Origin of the sequence: Curtobacterium sp. MCLR17_058, from assembly GCF_003234705.2 — a bacterium.
GTDB classification, from domain to species: Bacteria; Actinomycetota; Actinomycetes; order Actinomycetales; family Microbacteriaceae; genus Curtobacterium; species Curtobacterium flaccumfaciens.
On sequence record NZ_CP126262.1, the window covers coordinates 2,778,965 to 2,793,553 of the forward strand.

The 14,589-nt window shown below is 72.9% G+C and carries 15 protein-coding genes; 5 read left to right on the forward strand and 10 right to left on the reverse strand.

The window, feature by feature from the left end:
• Positions 1-99 precede the first annotated feature (99 nt).
• On the forward strand, positions 100-2,061 hold the full coding sequence (locus tag DEJ11_RS13130; RefSeq protein WP_111103663.1) for a LuxR C-terminal-related transcriptional regulator: 1,962 nt from the start codon (positions 100-102) through the stop codon (positions 2,059-2,061).
• Positions 2,062-2,240: 179 nt separating this feature from the next.
• Entirely contained in the window at positions 2,241-5,108 is a 2,868-nt protein-coding gene (locus DEJ11_RS13135; protein ID WP_111103664.1) for an ATP-binding protein, read from the forward strand.
• 33 nt (positions 5,109-5,141) lie between these two features.
• Here DEJ11_RS13135 and DEJ11_RS13140 read toward each other — a convergent pair whose 3' ends face one another.
• Entirely contained in the window at positions 5,142-5,807 is a 666-nt protein-coding gene (locus DEJ11_RS13140; protein ID WP_181440839.1) for an acetolactate decarboxylase, read from the reverse strand.
• A 140-nt stretch (positions 5,808-5,947) separates the two neighbouring features.
• Here DEJ11_RS13140 and DEJ11_RS13145 point away from each other — a divergent pair, with 140 nt between their 5' ends.
• A complete protein-coding gene (locus DEJ11_RS13145) occupies positions 5,948-6,307 on the forward strand; it encodes a UBP-type zinc finger domain-containing protein (RefSeq protein ID WP_111103667.1) in 360 nt (119 codons plus the stop codon).
• Positions 6,308-6,343: 36 nt separating this feature from the next.
• On the opposite strand, the gene DEJ11_RS13150 is transcribed toward DEJ11_RS13145, so the two are convergent.
• The 6 genes from DEJ11_RS13150 to DEJ11_RS13175 form a co-directional block, all read right to left on the reverse strand.
• Positions 6,344-7,033, reverse strand: coding sequence for a hypothetical protein (locus tag DEJ11_RS13150; RefSeq protein ID WP_111103668.1), 690 nt, complete (start codon positions 7,031-7,033; stop codon positions 6,344-6,346).
• 15 nt (positions 7,034-7,048) lie between these two features.
• Positions 7,049-8,308 (reverse strand): NAD(P)/FAD-dependent oxidoreductase, encoded by a 1,260-nt coding sequence (locus DEJ11_RS13155; RefSeq protein ID WP_111103669.1) that lies wholly within the window; start codon positions 8,306-8,308, stop codon positions 7,049-7,051.
• A 219-nt stretch (positions 8,309-8,527) separates the two neighbouring features.
• Complete coding sequence (locus DEJ11_RS13160) at positions 8,528-8,836, reverse strand: hypothetical protein (protein ID WP_111103670.1); 309 nt, start codon at positions 8,834-8,836, stop codon at positions 8,528-8,530.
• Positions 8,833-9,513, reverse strand: coding sequence for an Asp23/Gls24 family envelope stress response protein (locus tag DEJ11_RS13165; protein ID WP_146245650.1), 681 nt, complete (start codon positions 9,511-9,513; stop codon positions 8,833-8,835). Before DEJ11_RS13165 ends, DEJ11_RS13160 begins: the two co-directional genes overlap by 4 nt.
• Positions 9,510-10,064, reverse strand: coding sequence for an RNA polymerase sigma factor (locus tag DEJ11_RS13170; protein WP_027466268.1), 555 nt, complete (start codon positions 10,062-10,064; stop codon positions 9,510-9,512). The genes DEJ11_RS13165 and DEJ11_RS13170 overlap by 4 nt, the downstream gene beginning before the upstream one ends.
• Before the next feature lie 206 nt (positions 10,065-10,270).
• Positions 10,271-11,107, reverse strand: a complete 837-nt coding sequence (locus DEJ11_RS13175; RefSeq protein ID WP_111046741.1) for an alpha/beta fold hydrolase — start codon at positions 11,105-11,107, stop codon at positions 10,271-10,273.
• Between the two features lie 185 nt (positions 11,108-11,292).
• Between DEJ11_RS13175 and DEJ11_RS13180 the strand changes: the two genes are divergently transcribed.
• Entirely contained in the window at positions 11,293-11,922 is a 630-nt protein-coding gene (locus DEJ11_RS13180) for an MOSC domain-containing protein (protein ID WP_111103671.1), read from the forward strand.
• A 33-nt stretch (positions 11,923-11,955) separates the two neighbouring features.
• Here the strand turns inward: DEJ11_RS13180 and DEJ11_RS13185 are convergent, their stop codons facing one another.
• Complete coding sequence (locus DEJ11_RS13185) at positions 11,956-12,339, reverse strand: MmcQ/YjbR family DNA-binding protein (RefSeq protein WP_111092679.1); 384 nt, start codon at positions 12,337-12,339, stop codon at positions 11,956-11,958.
• A gap of 141 nt (positions 12,340-12,480) precedes the next feature.
• Between DEJ11_RS13185 and DEJ11_RS13190 the strand changes: the two genes are divergently transcribed.
• Positions 12,481-12,780, forward strand: a complete 300-nt coding sequence (locus DEJ11_RS13190; RefSeq protein WP_209049853.1) for an excalibur calcium-binding domain-containing protein — start codon at positions 12,481-12,483, stop codon at positions 12,778-12,780.
• Positions 12,781-12,941: 161 nt separating this feature from the next.
• On the opposite strand, the gene epsC is transcribed toward DEJ11_RS13190, so the two are convergent.
• Positions 12,942-13,502 (reverse strand): serine O-acetyltransferase EpsC, encoded by a 561-nt coding sequence (gene epsC / locus DEJ11_RS13195; RefSeq protein ID WP_110863472.1) that lies wholly within the window; start codon positions 13,500-13,502, stop codon positions 12,942-12,944.
• 20 nt (positions 13,503-13,522) lie between these two features.
• Positions 13,523-14,461, reverse strand: coding sequence for a cysteine synthase A (gene cysK, locus DEJ11_RS13200; protein WP_111022171.1), 939 nt, complete (start codon positions 14,459-14,461; stop codon positions 13,523-13,525).
• Positions 14,462-14,589: the final 128 nt, after the last annotated feature.

The window sequence follows — 14,589 nt, forward strand, 5'->3', positions numbered from 1 at the left end:
ACCACGGGGTGATGTGGTGACCGCGTCGTCGTCGCTAGCGTCCGGAGCAGCCGCCACGGGCCTCCCGGGCGGCGGACGACCGACGATCCAGGAGCGACGATGACGATCAGCATCTCGGACGCACGACCGGCGCACGACGACGGCACGGGGCGGGCGCTGTGCTCGCCGTCCGGCGGCACCGATCCCTTCGTGGTCGTCACCGGACCGGACGCGTCCGCCCGGGCGCGGGCGCTCGCGGACGTCGCCGACGCCGCCCGGGCGGACGGCCACACGGTCGTCCGGTGGCGTGCGGTGGGCGGTGACCCCGTCATCGAGGCCGCGTCGCTGGCCCCGTGGCTCGCCCTCGTCCGGGCGCACGACGCCGGGGCACCGGGGCCCACCCGCAGCGTCGTGCTCGTCGAGGACTTCGACGCGCTCGACGAGGACGCCAGGACCGTGCTGCACGACCTGCTCGCCGCACTGGCGCGGGACCTCGGGACGGTCGTGGTGGTCGCCGTGCGCGAGGGCCGGGCCTTGGCGGGATCGGGCACCCGGCTGCCGTCGGCCGACGTCTCCGTCACCGTCACGGCCGCCTTCACCGGGGACTTCGGTCTCGTCGACACCGAGGCCGAACGGGCCGTCCGCCGGGGCACCCGACCCGATCCGTCGCTGGTGGCGGCGGTCGAGTTCGTCCGGGCGGTCCGGTCCGGTGACGTGCACGCCGGCAGGCGGACCGTCCTGACCGCGCTCCGGGAGTCCGACCGGGCGGGCACCGACGACGTCCTGGTCGCGACGCTGCACGTGCTCTGCTACCTCGGCGGACACGACTCCTGGTGGGGCGAGGCGCTGGCGCTGACCGCGGACCGTGACCTCGACCCGGTGCTGCGGCTCGTCGAGGACTGTGTGGACGGATCCGGCCGGACCGAGCACGAGCGTGCCGCGCTGTACCGCGAGGTGCAGGCATCCGCTGCCGACACGGAGCCCTGGAAGGCCGTGGCACTGCACATCGCGTGGACGCTGCTCGACTCGACGGATCCGCGCCGGGACCACGTGGAGGCCGCGCTCCGACGAGCGGGCGACGCCGGGCTCCTCGGCTACTTCAGCTCGTGCCGTGCCGCCGTGACGCACTACCAGGCGGGGCGGCTCGACGCGGCGCGGGCGGCGTTCGACCACGTGCACCGAGCGGCCGAGCGCTGGCAGGCCGGGACGCTCGTCGCGCTGACCGAGGCGCTGCAGGCACTGGTGCTCTCCGTGCAGGGCGAGCCGGAGCAGGCGGCACGGAAGGCCGACCGCGCAGCACGGTGGGCGGCGCAGCACGGTACGCCGCTGGTCGCCCGGGCTGCGGAGCACGCCCGCGCCGCGCTCGACGTCGCGACGGGACGGTTCGAGGAGGCCTACAGCCGCTCGGCGACGCGATCGGGCAGGGCGGGGCGGTGGCTCGAGAGCAGCTACGGACCGATCGAGCTGCTCGACGCGGTGGAGTCGGCTGCGCGGCTCCGCCTGGCCGACCACGGTGCCGCGCTGGTGGCCCGGGCGGAACGGGCGTTCACCGACCAGCCGACCCCGCGCCGCTCCCTGGTGCTGCTCGCCTGCCGAGCGGTCGTCGACGAGACGCACGGTGCCCGCGCCCTCTTCGAGGACGCGCTGGCCAGCGTCGACGGCGACGTCTCGCCGTTCGAGGTGGCCCGCGTCCGCCTGGCCTACGGCGAGTGGTTGCGTCGTGGGATGCACGCCCTGGAGGCCCGGGGCCAGTTCCGGATGGCGGCGCGCGCCTTCGAGGTGCTCGGTGCCGGTGACTGGCAGGCCCGCGCGGAACGCGAGCTGCGCGCAGCCGGTGCCGCCCGTCCGGTGCTGACGGCGCTGGAGGCGGTCGACCTGAGCGAACAGGAACGCCGTGTGGCGTCCCTCGCCGCGGCCGGGCTGACCAACAAGCAGATCGCCGGGCAGCTGTACCTCTCGCCGCGCACCGTGAGCGGGCACCTGTACCGGCTGTTCCCGAAGCTCGGCGTGACGACGCGCGCCGGACTCCGGGATGCACTCCTGCGACTGGGAGGCGATGCGACGGGCGACGTCCGGACGTGACCCTGTCAGGGACACCCTCGCCGGCCGCTCGCCCCGCGGGCCCCGGATGCCCCGGCCACCACCCGCGACACCCCGGGCGGACGACCCGGGAGCGTCACCGGAACCCGTCGCCGGGGTAGCGGCAGGGCCCGTCGCGAGCCCGCGGTCCGTTCGTAGACTCCAGCCACCGACGAGGACTGGTGGCCGCCGTGTTGACGGACGAGGAGTTGCTCCCCCGCGGAGACGAGGTCTCCGTGCCGGTGTCCGCCGTGCCCAGCAACCGGCTGCCGATCCGCGGCCGGAGCATCGAGCAGGCCCTCGTCGCCGATGCCGTGGCCGGTCTGGCACGGGGTGCTGGTGACGTGCTCGTCGTCCGCGGAGCAGCGGGGGTCGGCAAGTCGCGTCTCCTCGAGGACGTCGTCGACCAGGCGACCGCGGCCGGCCTCCGCGTGGCCGTCGGTCGCACGGACCGCGACGCACGTCTGATCCCGCTCGCACCGATCATGGACGCGCTCGGCGCCGGGACCCGGCCGATCTCCGACCGTGTCCGGCTCAGCGCGGTGACGCTGGACCCGGAGGCGCGGTACTGGCTCCTCCAGCAGCTCCAGGACGACCTGGAGCGGGCCGCGGCGTCGGACGGCGTCGTGGTCGTCGTCGACGACCTGCAGTGGTGCGACACGACGACCCTGGCGGTGCTCCGATCGCTGTCGCGCCGGCTCGCCGACGTCCCCGTGCTCTGGGTCGTCGCGGTCCGGACCGAGCACCAGGACCCGCCGGTGACGGCGACCGTCGACGAGCTCGCCGCGACGGGACGGCTCGTCGACCTCGACCCGCTGGACGAACAGGCCACGGCCGCGATGATCGCCGACCTGGTCGGCGCGACGCCGGACGGCTCGGTCCTGCGTGCGGCGCGCCGGACGGAGCACATCCCGATCCTCGTCGCCGAACTCGTCCGCGGGCTCGTCGACGAGGGCCTGCTGGCGATCGTGGACGGTGTCGCCACGATGCCGGGCGCCGCGCTGCCGGCGAGGTTCGGTGCGTCGATCCGCGAGGGCCTCCGACGCCTGTCGAAGCCCACGCAGCAGCTCGTGCAGGTCGGAGCGACCCTGGGACGCTCGTTCTCGGTGCGGTCGTTGTCGGCGATGCTCGACCAGCCGGTGCAGCGGCTGCTCCCCGGGGTGCAGGAAGCGATCGAGGCGGGGGTGCTCGTCGACGACGGCACGGACCTGTCGTTCCGCCACGACGTCCTCCGCGAGGCGGCGGAGTCGATGATCCCCGCGGCCGTCCGCGACGACCTGCTCCGGCAAGCGGTGGACGAACTCCTGCGGCAGGGTGTCCCACCGGTCTCGATCGCCGCGCGCATCGCCACCGTGGCGCAGCGCGGGGACGTCCGGGCCGCCGAGGTCCTGCGCACGGTGGCGATCGACCTCGCGAGCACGGATCCCACCGAGGCGGGCGCGCTCGCCCTCCGCGCCGCCGACGTCGCGCACGGCACCCCGGCGTTGCCCGGCATCGTCGTCGACGTCCTGCCGCTGCTCTGGCACAGCGGTCGGACGGCCGAGGCCCGCGCGCTGCTCGACGACCTGCAGGGCCGCCTCGCCCCGGAAGACGACGCACGCCTGCACCTCACCCTGGCACGGCTGCAGACCGAGGGCTCGACGCCGGAAGCGCTGCGAACGGTCGAGTCCGCTCTGGCCCTGCCCGGCGTGAGCGCCGGCGTGCGGTCGCGTCTGCTCGCCGTCCGCGCGCTGAACCTCGCCCAGGCCGGACGGCACGCGGACCTCGCGACCGCGCTGCGGGAGGCCCGGGCGACGGGCGACGGTGACGCGGACCCGGTCGCCGTCGCCACCTTCGAGGCCAGCGCGTCCGTGCTCGCCTTCAACGAGGGCCGGTTCGCGGACGCGACGCAGGCGATCACGTCGGCGATGAGCCGGATCGCTGCCACCGGGGGCTCGTCGAGCACCTGGTTGCCCGAGGGGCTCTGGGTGGCGTTCCTCGCGGGTGCACTCGGCGACACCGAACGTGCCGGACGCATCGCCGAGGCGAACGCCATCGAGACCCGTCGCAACCACCTGGCCCGTCCGACCGCCGCCTGGATGATGCTGCGCACGCGGGTGCTCTTCGACCAGGGCCGCCTGGAGGACGCCAAGACGTCGGCCGAGTCGGTCCTCGACCTGGCCGAGGACCTGGAACTCGGTCAGTTCGCGGCGCTCACGGCCGGGACGGTCCTCTTCCGCACGGCGCTGCTGCAGGGCGACCGCACGGCGGCCGACCGGACGCGGCACTTCGCCGAGGCCCTGCACGCCGATCCGGCCTTCGCACGATCCGGCTCGTGGCTGCTGGCACTCGAAGCGGACGCACACGGCGATGTCCGGGCCGCCGTCGACCGCAGCGAGGTGGCGTGGCGGAGCCTGGAGGAACCGATCGCGTCGATGTCGAGCCCGGCCGACTTCGCCGACGACGTCCACCTCGCGCGCATCGCGATCCGTGGGGGCCGACGGGACCGGCTCGAGCGGATCGAACGAGTGGCACGGCTCCGGGCCACGGCGAACCCGGACAACGACCTGTGCGGCGGGACCTGGCTGCACGTGCACGGACTCGTCCACGACTCCGTGGAGCACCTCGGCGCGGCGGTGGAGCGGCTGCGCCGGGTCGACCGCCGGCTCGTGCTCGCCGCGGCGCTCGAGGACCTCGGGAGCGCCCTGCGGCGGCGCTCCGTGCCCGCGGCCGTCGAGGTGTGGCGGGAGGCGACCACGCTGTTCGACGACTCCGGCGCCCTGCGCGAGGCCGAACGGTCGCGGCGGCACCTGCGGGGCGTCGGCGTGACCGTCCGGGCGGCCACCGCCGACCCCGCTGCGTCGGGCGCCTCGGGACTCCCGGGGCTCACCGCTCGCGAGGCCCAGGTCGTCGAACGGGTCGCCGCCGGCCTGACGACGCAGCAGATCGCGTCCGACCTGTTCATCTCGACCCACACGGTGACGAGCCACGTCCGCCACGTCTACACGAAGTGGGGCGTGGCGTCCCGCCGGGAGCTCGCGGCGCGGTTCCGGCAGCACCGCTCCGGCTGAACTCCGGCTGACTTCCGGTCGGGCCGCACCGGGTCACTCCGGGTCACATCGGGTCACATCGCGGTCGTCGTCGAACCCGGCACCGAGCGCACGAACCGCCAGGTGCGGCGCGGTGGAGAAGCCGAGCTCGATCCGCCCGGAGAACCCCGCGAACCCGGCGAGCGCTCCGGCGCGGGTGCGGGTGGCGTCGAGGAACCCGAGGTGCAGGTCGGCACGGACCCCGCCCGGGCCCGGCGTCCGGAAGCCGACGAGACGCCCCGTCACCGCGCGGTGCACCGTCGTCCCGGTCGTGCCGTCCTCGGTCCGGACCTCGTCGAAGACGCCGTCGACCGAGACCGCCACCGCGAAGTCGCGCGGCGGCAGGACGGCGGCGATCCGGGCCTCCAGGTCGGCAACGGAGGCGACCGACGCGACCGTCACCACCAGGTCGGGCGAGAACGTCGAGACGACCGCGAACGCGACCGGGTCGGCCGTGTCCGCGACCGCTGCGGCGCCGTCCGGCAGCATCCGGAAGCACCGGCGGTCGAACACGACCAGGCCATCGGCGGTGCCGGTGCCGGTGCCGGTGCCGGCGAGCGCACCGAGCCCCACGGTGCCGTGTCGACCGAGGTCCGCGACGGCGACCGGGACGTGGACGGCCGGTCGTCGGTGCCGAGGATCGTCGACGACCTGCTGCGCCCACGTGGCGAGGGTCGTCAAGGACGTGGTCCTGTCATCCGTCGTCTCCCGCACCACGCACTCCTCGTCCGGCCTCGGTTCGACCGTAGGAAGTCCGCCCGCGCGGTACCAGCGCCGTTTGACTCAAGCGCTCCGGCGGGTGCTCGACGCACGGTTGGACCATGAGTGCACGCGCGAACATGGTCTCCCCGTCCGTCCCCCCGTCCGGCACGGGGTGCGTGGAGTGCGACGCGACGGGCTCGTGGTGGGTGCACCTGCGTCGGTGCGCCGCCTGCGGGCACGTCGGGTGCTGCGACGACTCCCTGAACCGGCACGCCACCGCGCACTTCGCGGTCACCGGGCACGAGGTCATGCAGTCGTTCGAGCCGGGCGAGGGGTGGTTCTGGGACTTCGTCACGCAGGACTTCGTGGACGGACCCCGCCTCGCCGACCCGCAGGCGCACCCGACGGCCCAGTCGGTCCCGGGTCCGGCCGACCGGCTCCCCCGCGACTGGTCGGAGCAGCTGGCCGATCGACGCTGACACCGGTCGCGGCCGGCCGCGACCGGCCGCGACCGGTCAGGGCAGCCTGCGGTCGGTGTCGAGCGCCTCCGACCGGGCGATCACCTCGTGCATCGTGGTGTGCGACCGGACCTGGTACGACAGGTGTGCCACGGCCAGCACCACCGCCGATCCGACGCCCCACGCGATCGAACCCGGGTCGTCGACGCCGAGCTGGTCGACCAGGATGGCGACCCCGGCGCCGGCGACGATCGAGTTCACCACCGCGATCGCGGACGACATCGTGAACAGCAGCCGGTACCACGACGGGGCCCGGCCGATGTCGAGCAGCTCGTTCGCCGCGTGCCGGCCGCGGGGCATCGGGAAGTACGTGTCGGCCTCGGGCAGCAGCCGACCGTAGTAGCGACGGATCCGTTGCATCGCGGCGAGCGCGGCGACGTCCTCGAGCGAGGTCTCGACGAGGCGTTCGTAGGTGAACGCGCCGAGCAGGACGATCACCGGGATGATCGCGCCGAGGAACCCGAGCGCGAAGGGCGTGTGCGCGAGGAACCCGAAGGCGACGAGCGAGCTGGAGAGCGTGGTGAGGTACAGCGAGGAGCGGCTGCTCGACTCGCTGACCGTGATGCTCCGCGCGCTCTCGAGGACGAAGTGCTCGGTCATCAGGGCGTTGAAGAAGGCGGTCGGCCGGTCCAGGGACGTGATCGACTCGGCGGCGGTCGGCAGTGTCGTGTCGGGTTCGTCGGACATCACGGGACTCCTCGGTCAGTCGCTCGTCGCCAGGTGGCGGTGGACGAAGGTCACGGCCATGGCGCCCTCGCCGACCGCTGCGGCGACGCGCTTGACGGACCCGGCGCGGACGTCCCCGGCAGCGAAGGACCCCGGCACGTTCGTCTCGAGCCAGAAGGGACGCCGCTCGAGCGGCCAGTGCTCGAGCGAGCCGTCGACGGTGTCGAGATCCGGGCCGGTGACCAGGTACCCGAGCCGGTCACGGACCATGGGCGTCTGTTCGGCCCAGCTCGTGTCCGGTCGTCCGCCGATGCAGATGAACAACCGCGTGGCCGGCAGCGACACCGTGGCACCGTCGCCGTCGGTCACCTCGATCGACTCGAGTCGGGTGTCCCCGTGCAGCGCCGAGACCCGGCAGCCCGTCCGGACCGTCACGTTCGGTGCGGCCGCGATCCTGGCGCTCAGGTACTCCGACATCGTGGCCGACAGCGACGCGCCCCGCACGAGCATCGTGACGTGCGCCGCGGAACGGGACAGGTTCATCGCCGCTTGGCCCGCCGAGTTCGCCCCGCCGACCACGAAGACCTGTTCGCCGGCGCAGCCGTCGGCCTCGCTCGTCCCGGCACCGTAGTAGACACCGCAGCCGAGCAGCTCCTGCTCGCGCTGCAGCCCGAGCCGACGCCACTCGACACCGGTCGCGCAGATGTTCGCGCGGGCGACGACGTGGCCGCCGTCGGCGAGGTCGGCGTGGATGCGGCCGTCGTGGAAGACCCCGCGCACGCCCTCGCGCATCACCAGGAGTTCGGCGCCGAACCGGACCGCCTGTTCACGGGCACGCTCGGCGAGGTCCGCCCCGGCGATGCCCTCGGGGAACCCCAGGTAGTTCTCGATGAGGCTGCTCGATCCGGCCTGCCCGCCCACGGCGTCCCGCTCGAGCAGGACGACGTCGAGCCCTTCGGAGGCGGCGTACACGGCCGCGGACAGCCCGGCGGGACCGGCGCCGTAGATCGACAGGTCGTACTCCTGGCGGCGCGGAGCGTGGATCCACCCGAGCCGGTCGGCGACCTCGCGCAGGGTGGGTGCGACCAGTTCCGTGCCGTCGGGGAACACCACGAGCGGGAGCCGCGACGGATCGATCCGGACGGCGCCCCCGACCCCGCCGACGTCGACCGGGAACCAGTCGAACTGCACCACGGAGCGCGACAGGAAGTCCCGCAGGGCGTAGGAGTCCGCATCGAACGGTCGTCCGTACACGCGGACGCGGCGTGACGGGACCACGGCGGCGTCGGTCTCCATGGTTCCTCCGGTCCGTGCGACGACGATCGGTGCGGAACTGCTGCCGCTCCCTCACGAGCACGCTACGGACTGCCGGCGCGCTGCACGTGGTCCTGCGAGGGTCTCCTTCGGCACCGGAGGCGTCGTCGGGTCGCGCCGGGCGGGATCAGCTGCGCCCACGGCGGACGGGAGGCCCGGGGCGGCGTCGCCACGGGCCTCCCGTCCGGTCTGTGGTCGCGGTCAGCCCACCCGCGCGACGCGCACGTCGACGCGGCTGAGCGCCAGGCCGTCGGCCGCGGCGGTCGCCAGGGCGACGTCGTGGACGGCGCGGGCGACCTCGGGGGCCGGGCGGAAGCCGTCGGTGCCGATGACGACGCGCAGGGCGTCGTCGTCGACGACGATCCGGAGCGGTCCGGTGCTCGTGGCGATGCTGCGGACCGCCTGCACGGCGCTCGCGACCGTCGGGCGGGAGCGGTACAGGTCGGTGACCCCGGGGACCTCGAGGACGGCGGCCTCGATCGCGGCGAGGGTCTCGTCGGTGGTGCTCATCGGGCCTCCTCCGGGTCGGTGCCGGGCTCGTCGGTGCCTGTTTCGTCGGTGCCGGGCTCGGGGTCCGGCAGCAGGTCACGGACGACGACGTCGATCGCCTCGACGAGCAGGTCGGTCTGCTCGGCCAGGGCACCGGCCACGGCGGCGCGGACGAGCTCGGCGGTCGCCGGGATCGACGGACCGGACGCGATCGCGATCTCGACGACCACCCGGATCGGGGACGCGAGTTCGGTGACGTCACCGTCGAGGTGGCAGCGGGCCACCAGCACCCCGGGGACCTCGTCGCCGGTGCGGCGGATGAGGGACCGGATGGCGCCCTCGGTCATCACCGGGCGCTCGGTCTCGGACAGGGGGCGGAGCGGGACGTCGCGACCGGAGCGGGACTCGATCGAGATGTTCGCCAGGACACCGCTGATCCAGGACTCGTCGGCCGGGGCCTCGTCGCGGGCGGCCGCCTCGAGCGAGCGGAGCGACGCGTGGCGGACGCGGATGATCGCGGCCAGGGCGTTCTGGCAGGCGGGCGAGTCGTCGATGCTCGGGTCCGCCGGCTGCATGCCGGCGTCGAGGTAGTCGGCGAGTTCGTCGATCGAGTGGCCGTCGAGGTCACCGGGTTCGAGGGCGTCGAGTGCTTCGGGGCTGTCGGGCAGGTCCGGCCGGATGCCGTCGTGGTCGGTCATCGCCATCCCTCCATGAGTCGGATCATGTTCTTCCTCGCTCGGGACAGCAGTCCCCGGACCGTCGAGGGTGGCAGGTCGAGTTCGGCGGCGATCTCGTCATACCGGTACTCGAGCACCTCCTTCATGATCCAGCACCGTCGTTGGGCTTCGGGCAGTTCGGCCAGCGCACGTTCGACCGCGTCCTCGCGCGAGCGCGCCTCGGCGACCCGGTCGGGTGCGTCGTCGGCCGGCGCGGCGACCTCGAGCTCGGTGACGTCGTCGTGGACGCGCCGCGCGCGGATCCGGTCGAGGCACTTCCGGCTCAGGATGCGCATCAACCACGACTTCACGCGCGCGAGGTCCTCGAGGGAGTCGAGGCGGTCCCACGCGGTGATGAAGGTCTCCTGCACGACGTCGTCGAGTTCGTCGGTGGAACCGAGGGTCCGACGGGCGTAGGCGCGGAGCAGCGGGGTGTGGCGACGGATCAGGACCTCGAAGGCCCGGACGTCGCCGTCGGACGACCGGCCGGCGAGGACCGCGTCGTCGAGCTCGGCGAGGGACTGGTGGTGCACGCGTTCCTTCTACTGGTGGTGGATGGTGAACGGCTGGGTGCGTCCGTCCACCGTCGTCGGACGGGTACTGGTGGGACGCATCACGCACCGCGTTCGTCACACACCGATGGGGCGCACACCGGACGGTTCCGGTGCGCGCCCCTGACGTCGTGTGTGTCGGCTCGCCCTCCTGCTGGTCGGCTCGTCCTCCTGCCGGTCGGCTCGTCCTACTGCTGGATGAAGGCGAGCAGGTCGGGATTGATGACGTCCGCGTGGGTCGTCAGCATCCCGTGCGGGTAGCCCTCGTAGATCTTGAGCGTGGCGTTGCTGAGCAGCTCGGCCTGCTTGAGCGAGGCCGCCTTGTACGGCACGACCTGGTCGTCGTCGCCCTGCGTGACGAGGACCGGGACGGAGATCGCCTTGAGGTCCTCGGTCTGGTCCGTCTCCGAGAACGCCTTGATGCCCTCGTAGTGGGCCAGGGCGCTGCCCGTCATCCCCTGGCGCCACCAGTTCGCGACCACCGGGGCGGAGACCTCCACGCCGGGACGGTTGAACCCATAGAACGGGCCCTCGGCGACGGCCTGGAAGAACTCGGCGCGGTTCGCGGCGAGGGCGCTCCGGAACCCGTCGAGCACCGAGATCGGCGTGCCCTCCGGGTTGGTGTCGCTCTGCAGCATGATCGGGGGCACCGACGAGACCAGGACGGCCTTGGCGACGCGGCCCTGGGGCTCGCCGTACTGCGCGACGTACCGTGCGACCTGGCCACCACCGGTGGAGTGCCCGATGTGGACCGCGTTCTGCAGGTCGAGGTGCTGCACGACCGCATCCGTGTCGCTCGCGTAGTGGTCCATGTCGTGACCGGTGCCGATCTGCGACGAACGCCCGTGCCCGCGGCGGTCGTGCGCGATCACCCGGTACCCCTTGCCCAGGAAGAACAGCATCTGCGCGTCCCAGTCGTCCGACGACAGGGGCCATCCGTGGTGGAAGACGATCGGCTGCGCGTCGCGCGGCCCCCAGTCCTTGTAGAAGATCTCTGCACCATCGCTCGTGGTGACGAACGCCATCGTGAACCTCCGTGAGTTTCTGCTCCACATGTGACGCGGACTGGCCGCTGCCTCCCGTTCGGCGGGAGACCGAAGCCCCTTCACCGTAGGACCGGCGCTCCGTCGACCGCTTGGGTCATTCATCCCGATCCGGCCGGGCCGGGCACGGCTTGGTGCGCGGGCGTGTGTGCACCAGAGTTGATCCCATGTCGCTCGTCACCGCCGTCTGCCGCGTCGACCGTCTGCTGCCCGACTCCGGCATCATCGGCGTCACCGCCATCGACAAGCGTCCGGTCACCGGCAGCGTCCGGGTCCGGCCGCTCGGCCTGCGCGCCGACGTGCAGGCGAACCGCAAGTACCACGGCGGTGTGGACCAGGCCGTGTACGCCTACGCCGACGAGGACGCCGCGTACTTCGCCGACCTGCTCGAGCGCGAGGTCCCGCCCGGCCTGTTCGGCGAGAACCTCCGCACCAGCGGCATCGACGTCACCGGGGCCGTGACCGGGGAACGCTGGCGGATCGGTGACACCCTCGTGCTCGAGGTGACCGTCCCCCGCACTCCCTGCGGCACCTTCGCCCGGCGCATGGGGATCGACGGGTGGGTGAAGCGGTTCGCCGACGAGGGGCGGCCCGGGGCGTACTTCCGCGTGGTCAAGTCCGGTTCGGTCGCCGCGGGTGACCCCGTCGAGGTGATCCACCGGCCGGAACACGGGGTGACCATCGGCGAGATCTCCGGCGATCTGGCACCCGATCGAGCACGGGCCGTACTCGAGTCGGGCGAACGGCTGGCACCGAAGGTCGTCCACGACCTGTCGAAGGTCGCCGCCCGGGCCTGAGCCGGTCGAGCCAGTCGGGCCCGTCGAGCCCGATCAGCTCGGCAGCACGCCGCGCGAGGGGTCGATCGGACGCTTCGCCACGGGCAGCCCGGCCACGACCAGGTCGTAGGCGTTCGCCACGAGGTCCTCGACCAGGGTCTCGTCGATGCCGTCGCCCGGCGTCAGCGTGATCCAGTGCCGCTTGTTCATGTGCCACCCGGGCGTGATCTCGTCGTGGTCCCGCACGAGCGCTGCCCCGTGCGGCGGCGCGCACTTGAGGTTCACGATCGGGGTCCCACGCACCTCGCTCACCATCACGAACATCTTGCCGACGACCTTGTAGACCACCGAGCCCTCGCCGAACGGCTGGGTCTCGACGGCCGCCGGCAACGCCAGCGCCGTGCGGCTCGCGATGTCGTGCAGCTGCTCGCCGTCCATGTGACCAGGATGCCGCAGGCCGCCGACAGCGCACCCCGTTCGGGGGCAGGTCATGAGTGTCGATCACGTCGTAGGATCACCACGCCGCGCACCCGACGCGGCGGTCGCTCGCGCGATCACCACCAGTTCCAGGGGGAACCCGTGCGCATCATCCGTACCCTCGGCATCGCCGCCGCCACCGCCGTCCTCGCGACCACCGTCGTCGTCGGCGGGACCTCGACCGCGCAGGCCGCGCCGAAGTCCTACGCCAACTGCACCGCGGTGCACAAGGTGTACTCCGGCGGCATCGCCAAGAAGTCCGTCACGAAGAACAAGGTCGTCTCCGGCGGCAAGACCACCTACCGTGCGCTCAAGGGCACGGTGAAGAAGGACGACGCCCTGTACAAGGCGAACACCAAGCTCGACCGCGACAAGGACGGCATCGCCTGCGAGAAGAGCTGACGCTCCCACTCGCTCGGTGACGCCGGCAAGACACCGGTGTTCGCGTCCTGCACACCCGCACGCCGGGGTGCGATGCGCGAACACCGGTGTTTTGCGTGCCCGGCGCGGCCCGGCACGCCCCGGCGTGCGCCCGCGGCGCGGCCCGGGGCGGCGCGAGGCGCTCAGAGCGTCGGGACGCCCTCGTGCCCAGAACGGGGACGCGGAGTCCCGGCGACACCCGTGACGACCGACCCCGCTGGCACGTCCTTCGTGACCACGGTGTTGGCACCGACGACGGAGTCCGGACCGATCGTGATCGCCCCGATCAGCGACGACCCCGCGCCGAGCACCACGCGGTCCCCCACCACCGGGTGCCGTCGGGCTCCCGGCCCGTGGTCTCCGCCGCGTCCGCCGAGTGTGACGCCGTGGAACACGAGCACGTCGTCACCGATGACCGAGGTCTCCCCGATGACGACGCCCATGCCGTGGTCGATGAAGAACCGACGGCCGATGCGCGCGCCGGGGTGGATCTCGATGCCGGTGACCGACCGTGCGACCTGCCCGAGCAGGCGGGCCGCGAACCGGGACCCGGGCAGCCCCTGCGCGTTCCAGAGACGGTGGGTCACCCGGTACGTCCAGATGGCGTGCAACCCGGAGTAGACGATCGCGTTCTCCAGGTCGCCGCGGGCAGCGGGGTCACCGCGACGTGCTGCGGACAGGTCCTCCCGGATGGTCCGCAGCACGCCTCGTCGAAGAGGACGACTCACGCAGTGAGCCCCTCGAAGAGCACCGTCGACAGGTAGCGCTCTCCGGTGTCGCACACGATGGCGACGATCCGCTTGCCGGCGTTCTCGGGGCGTGCGGCGATCTCGAGGGCCGCGTGGATGATCGCGCCGGACGAGATGCCCGACAGGATGCCCTCCTGCGTCGCCAGGGCACGGGCGACCCGGAGCGCGTCGTCGAGCTCGACGTCGAACACCTCGTCGATGACGCTCTGGTCGAGGACCTCGGGCACGAAGTTCGCGCCGATGCCCTGGATCTTGTGCGGACCGGCCTTGCCCTCGGTGAGCAGGGGCGAGTCCTTCGGCTCGACGGCGACGATCTGCACGCCGGGTACGCGCTCCTTGAGCACCTGCCCGACACCGGTGATCGTGCCGCCGGTGCCGACACCCGCGACGAACACGTCGACGTGTTCCTCGGTGTCGCGGAGGATCTCCTCCGCCGTGGTCTTCCGGTGGATCTCGGCGTTCGCAGCCGTCTCGAACTGGTGGGCGAGGATGGCGCCGGGGGTCTCCGCGACGATCGACTCGGCCTTGGCGACCGCGCCCTTCATGCCCTCGGGCCCGGGGGTCAGGACGATCTCGGCCCCGTACGCACGGATGACCGCACGGCGCTCGACGCTCATCGTCTCGGGCATCGTGATGACGACCCGGTACCCACGAGCAGCACCGACCAGCGCGAGGGCGATGCCGGTGTTGCCGGACGAGCCCTCGACGATGGTGCCACCGGGCTGCAGCGCGCCGGAGGCCTCGGCGGCGTCGATGATCGCGACGCCCAGACGGTCCTTGACGCTGGCGCCCGGGTTGTAGAACTCGAGCTTCGCGAGCACCTCGGCGCCGCCCGCCTTCGGCAGCCGGTTCAGCTTGACGAGGGGGGTGTTGCCGAACGCCTGGGAGATGTTCTCGTAGATGGTGCCGCTCATCCGGTCCGTCCTTCGCAGCTCAGGTCGCGCATCGCTCTTCCTGGAGGCGCGGTGTGCGCCCGATCCTAGCGACCGGACCCCAGGCGGTCCTGTCCGTGACGGCGCGTGCGCGCCGGACGCGAGTCGCG

Bases quoted from the DNA above. Each gene is read 5' to 3' on its own strand.
- DEJ11_RS13185 (WP_111092679.1), bottom strand. From the start codon at position 12,339: ATGGACGGCGAGCAGCTGCACGACATCGCGAGCCGCACGGCGCTGGCG.
- DEJ11_RS13160 (WP_111103670.1), bottom strand. From the start codon at position 8,836: ATGAGCACCACCGACGAGACCCTCGCCGCGATCGAGGCCGCCGTCCTC.
- DEJ11_RS13150 (WP_111103668.1), bottom strand. From the start codon at position 7,033: ATGTCCGACGAACCCGACACGACACTGCCGACCGCCGCCGAGTCGATC.
- DEJ11_RS13145 (WP_111103667.1), top strand. From the start codon at position 5,948: ATGAGTGCACGCGCGAACATGGTCTCCCCGTCCGTCCCCCCGTCCGGC.
- DEJ11_RS13130 (WP_111103663.1), top strand. From the start codon at position 100: ATGACGATCAGCATCTCGGACGCACGACCGGCGCACGACGACGGCACG.
- cysK (WP_111022171.1), bottom strand. From the start codon at position 14,461: ATGAGCGGCACCATCTACGAGAACATCTCCCAGGCGTTCGGCAACACC.
- DEJ11_RS13155 (WP_111103669.1), bottom strand. From the start codon at position 8,308: ATGGAGACCGACGCCGCCGTGGTCCCGTCACGCCGCGTCCGCGTGTAC.
- DEJ11_RS13180 (WP_111103671.1), top strand. From the start codon at position 11,293: ATGTCGCTCGTCACCGCCGTCTGCCGCGTCGACCGTCTGCTGCCCGAC.
- DEJ11_RS13175 (WP_111046741.1), bottom strand. From the start codon at position 11,107: ATGGCGTTCGTCACCACGAGCGATGGTGCAGAGATCTTCTACAAGGAC.
- DEJ11_RS13165 (WP_146245650.1), bottom strand. From the start codon at position 9,513: ATGACCGACCACGACGGCATCCGGCCGGACCTGCCCGACAGCCCCGAA.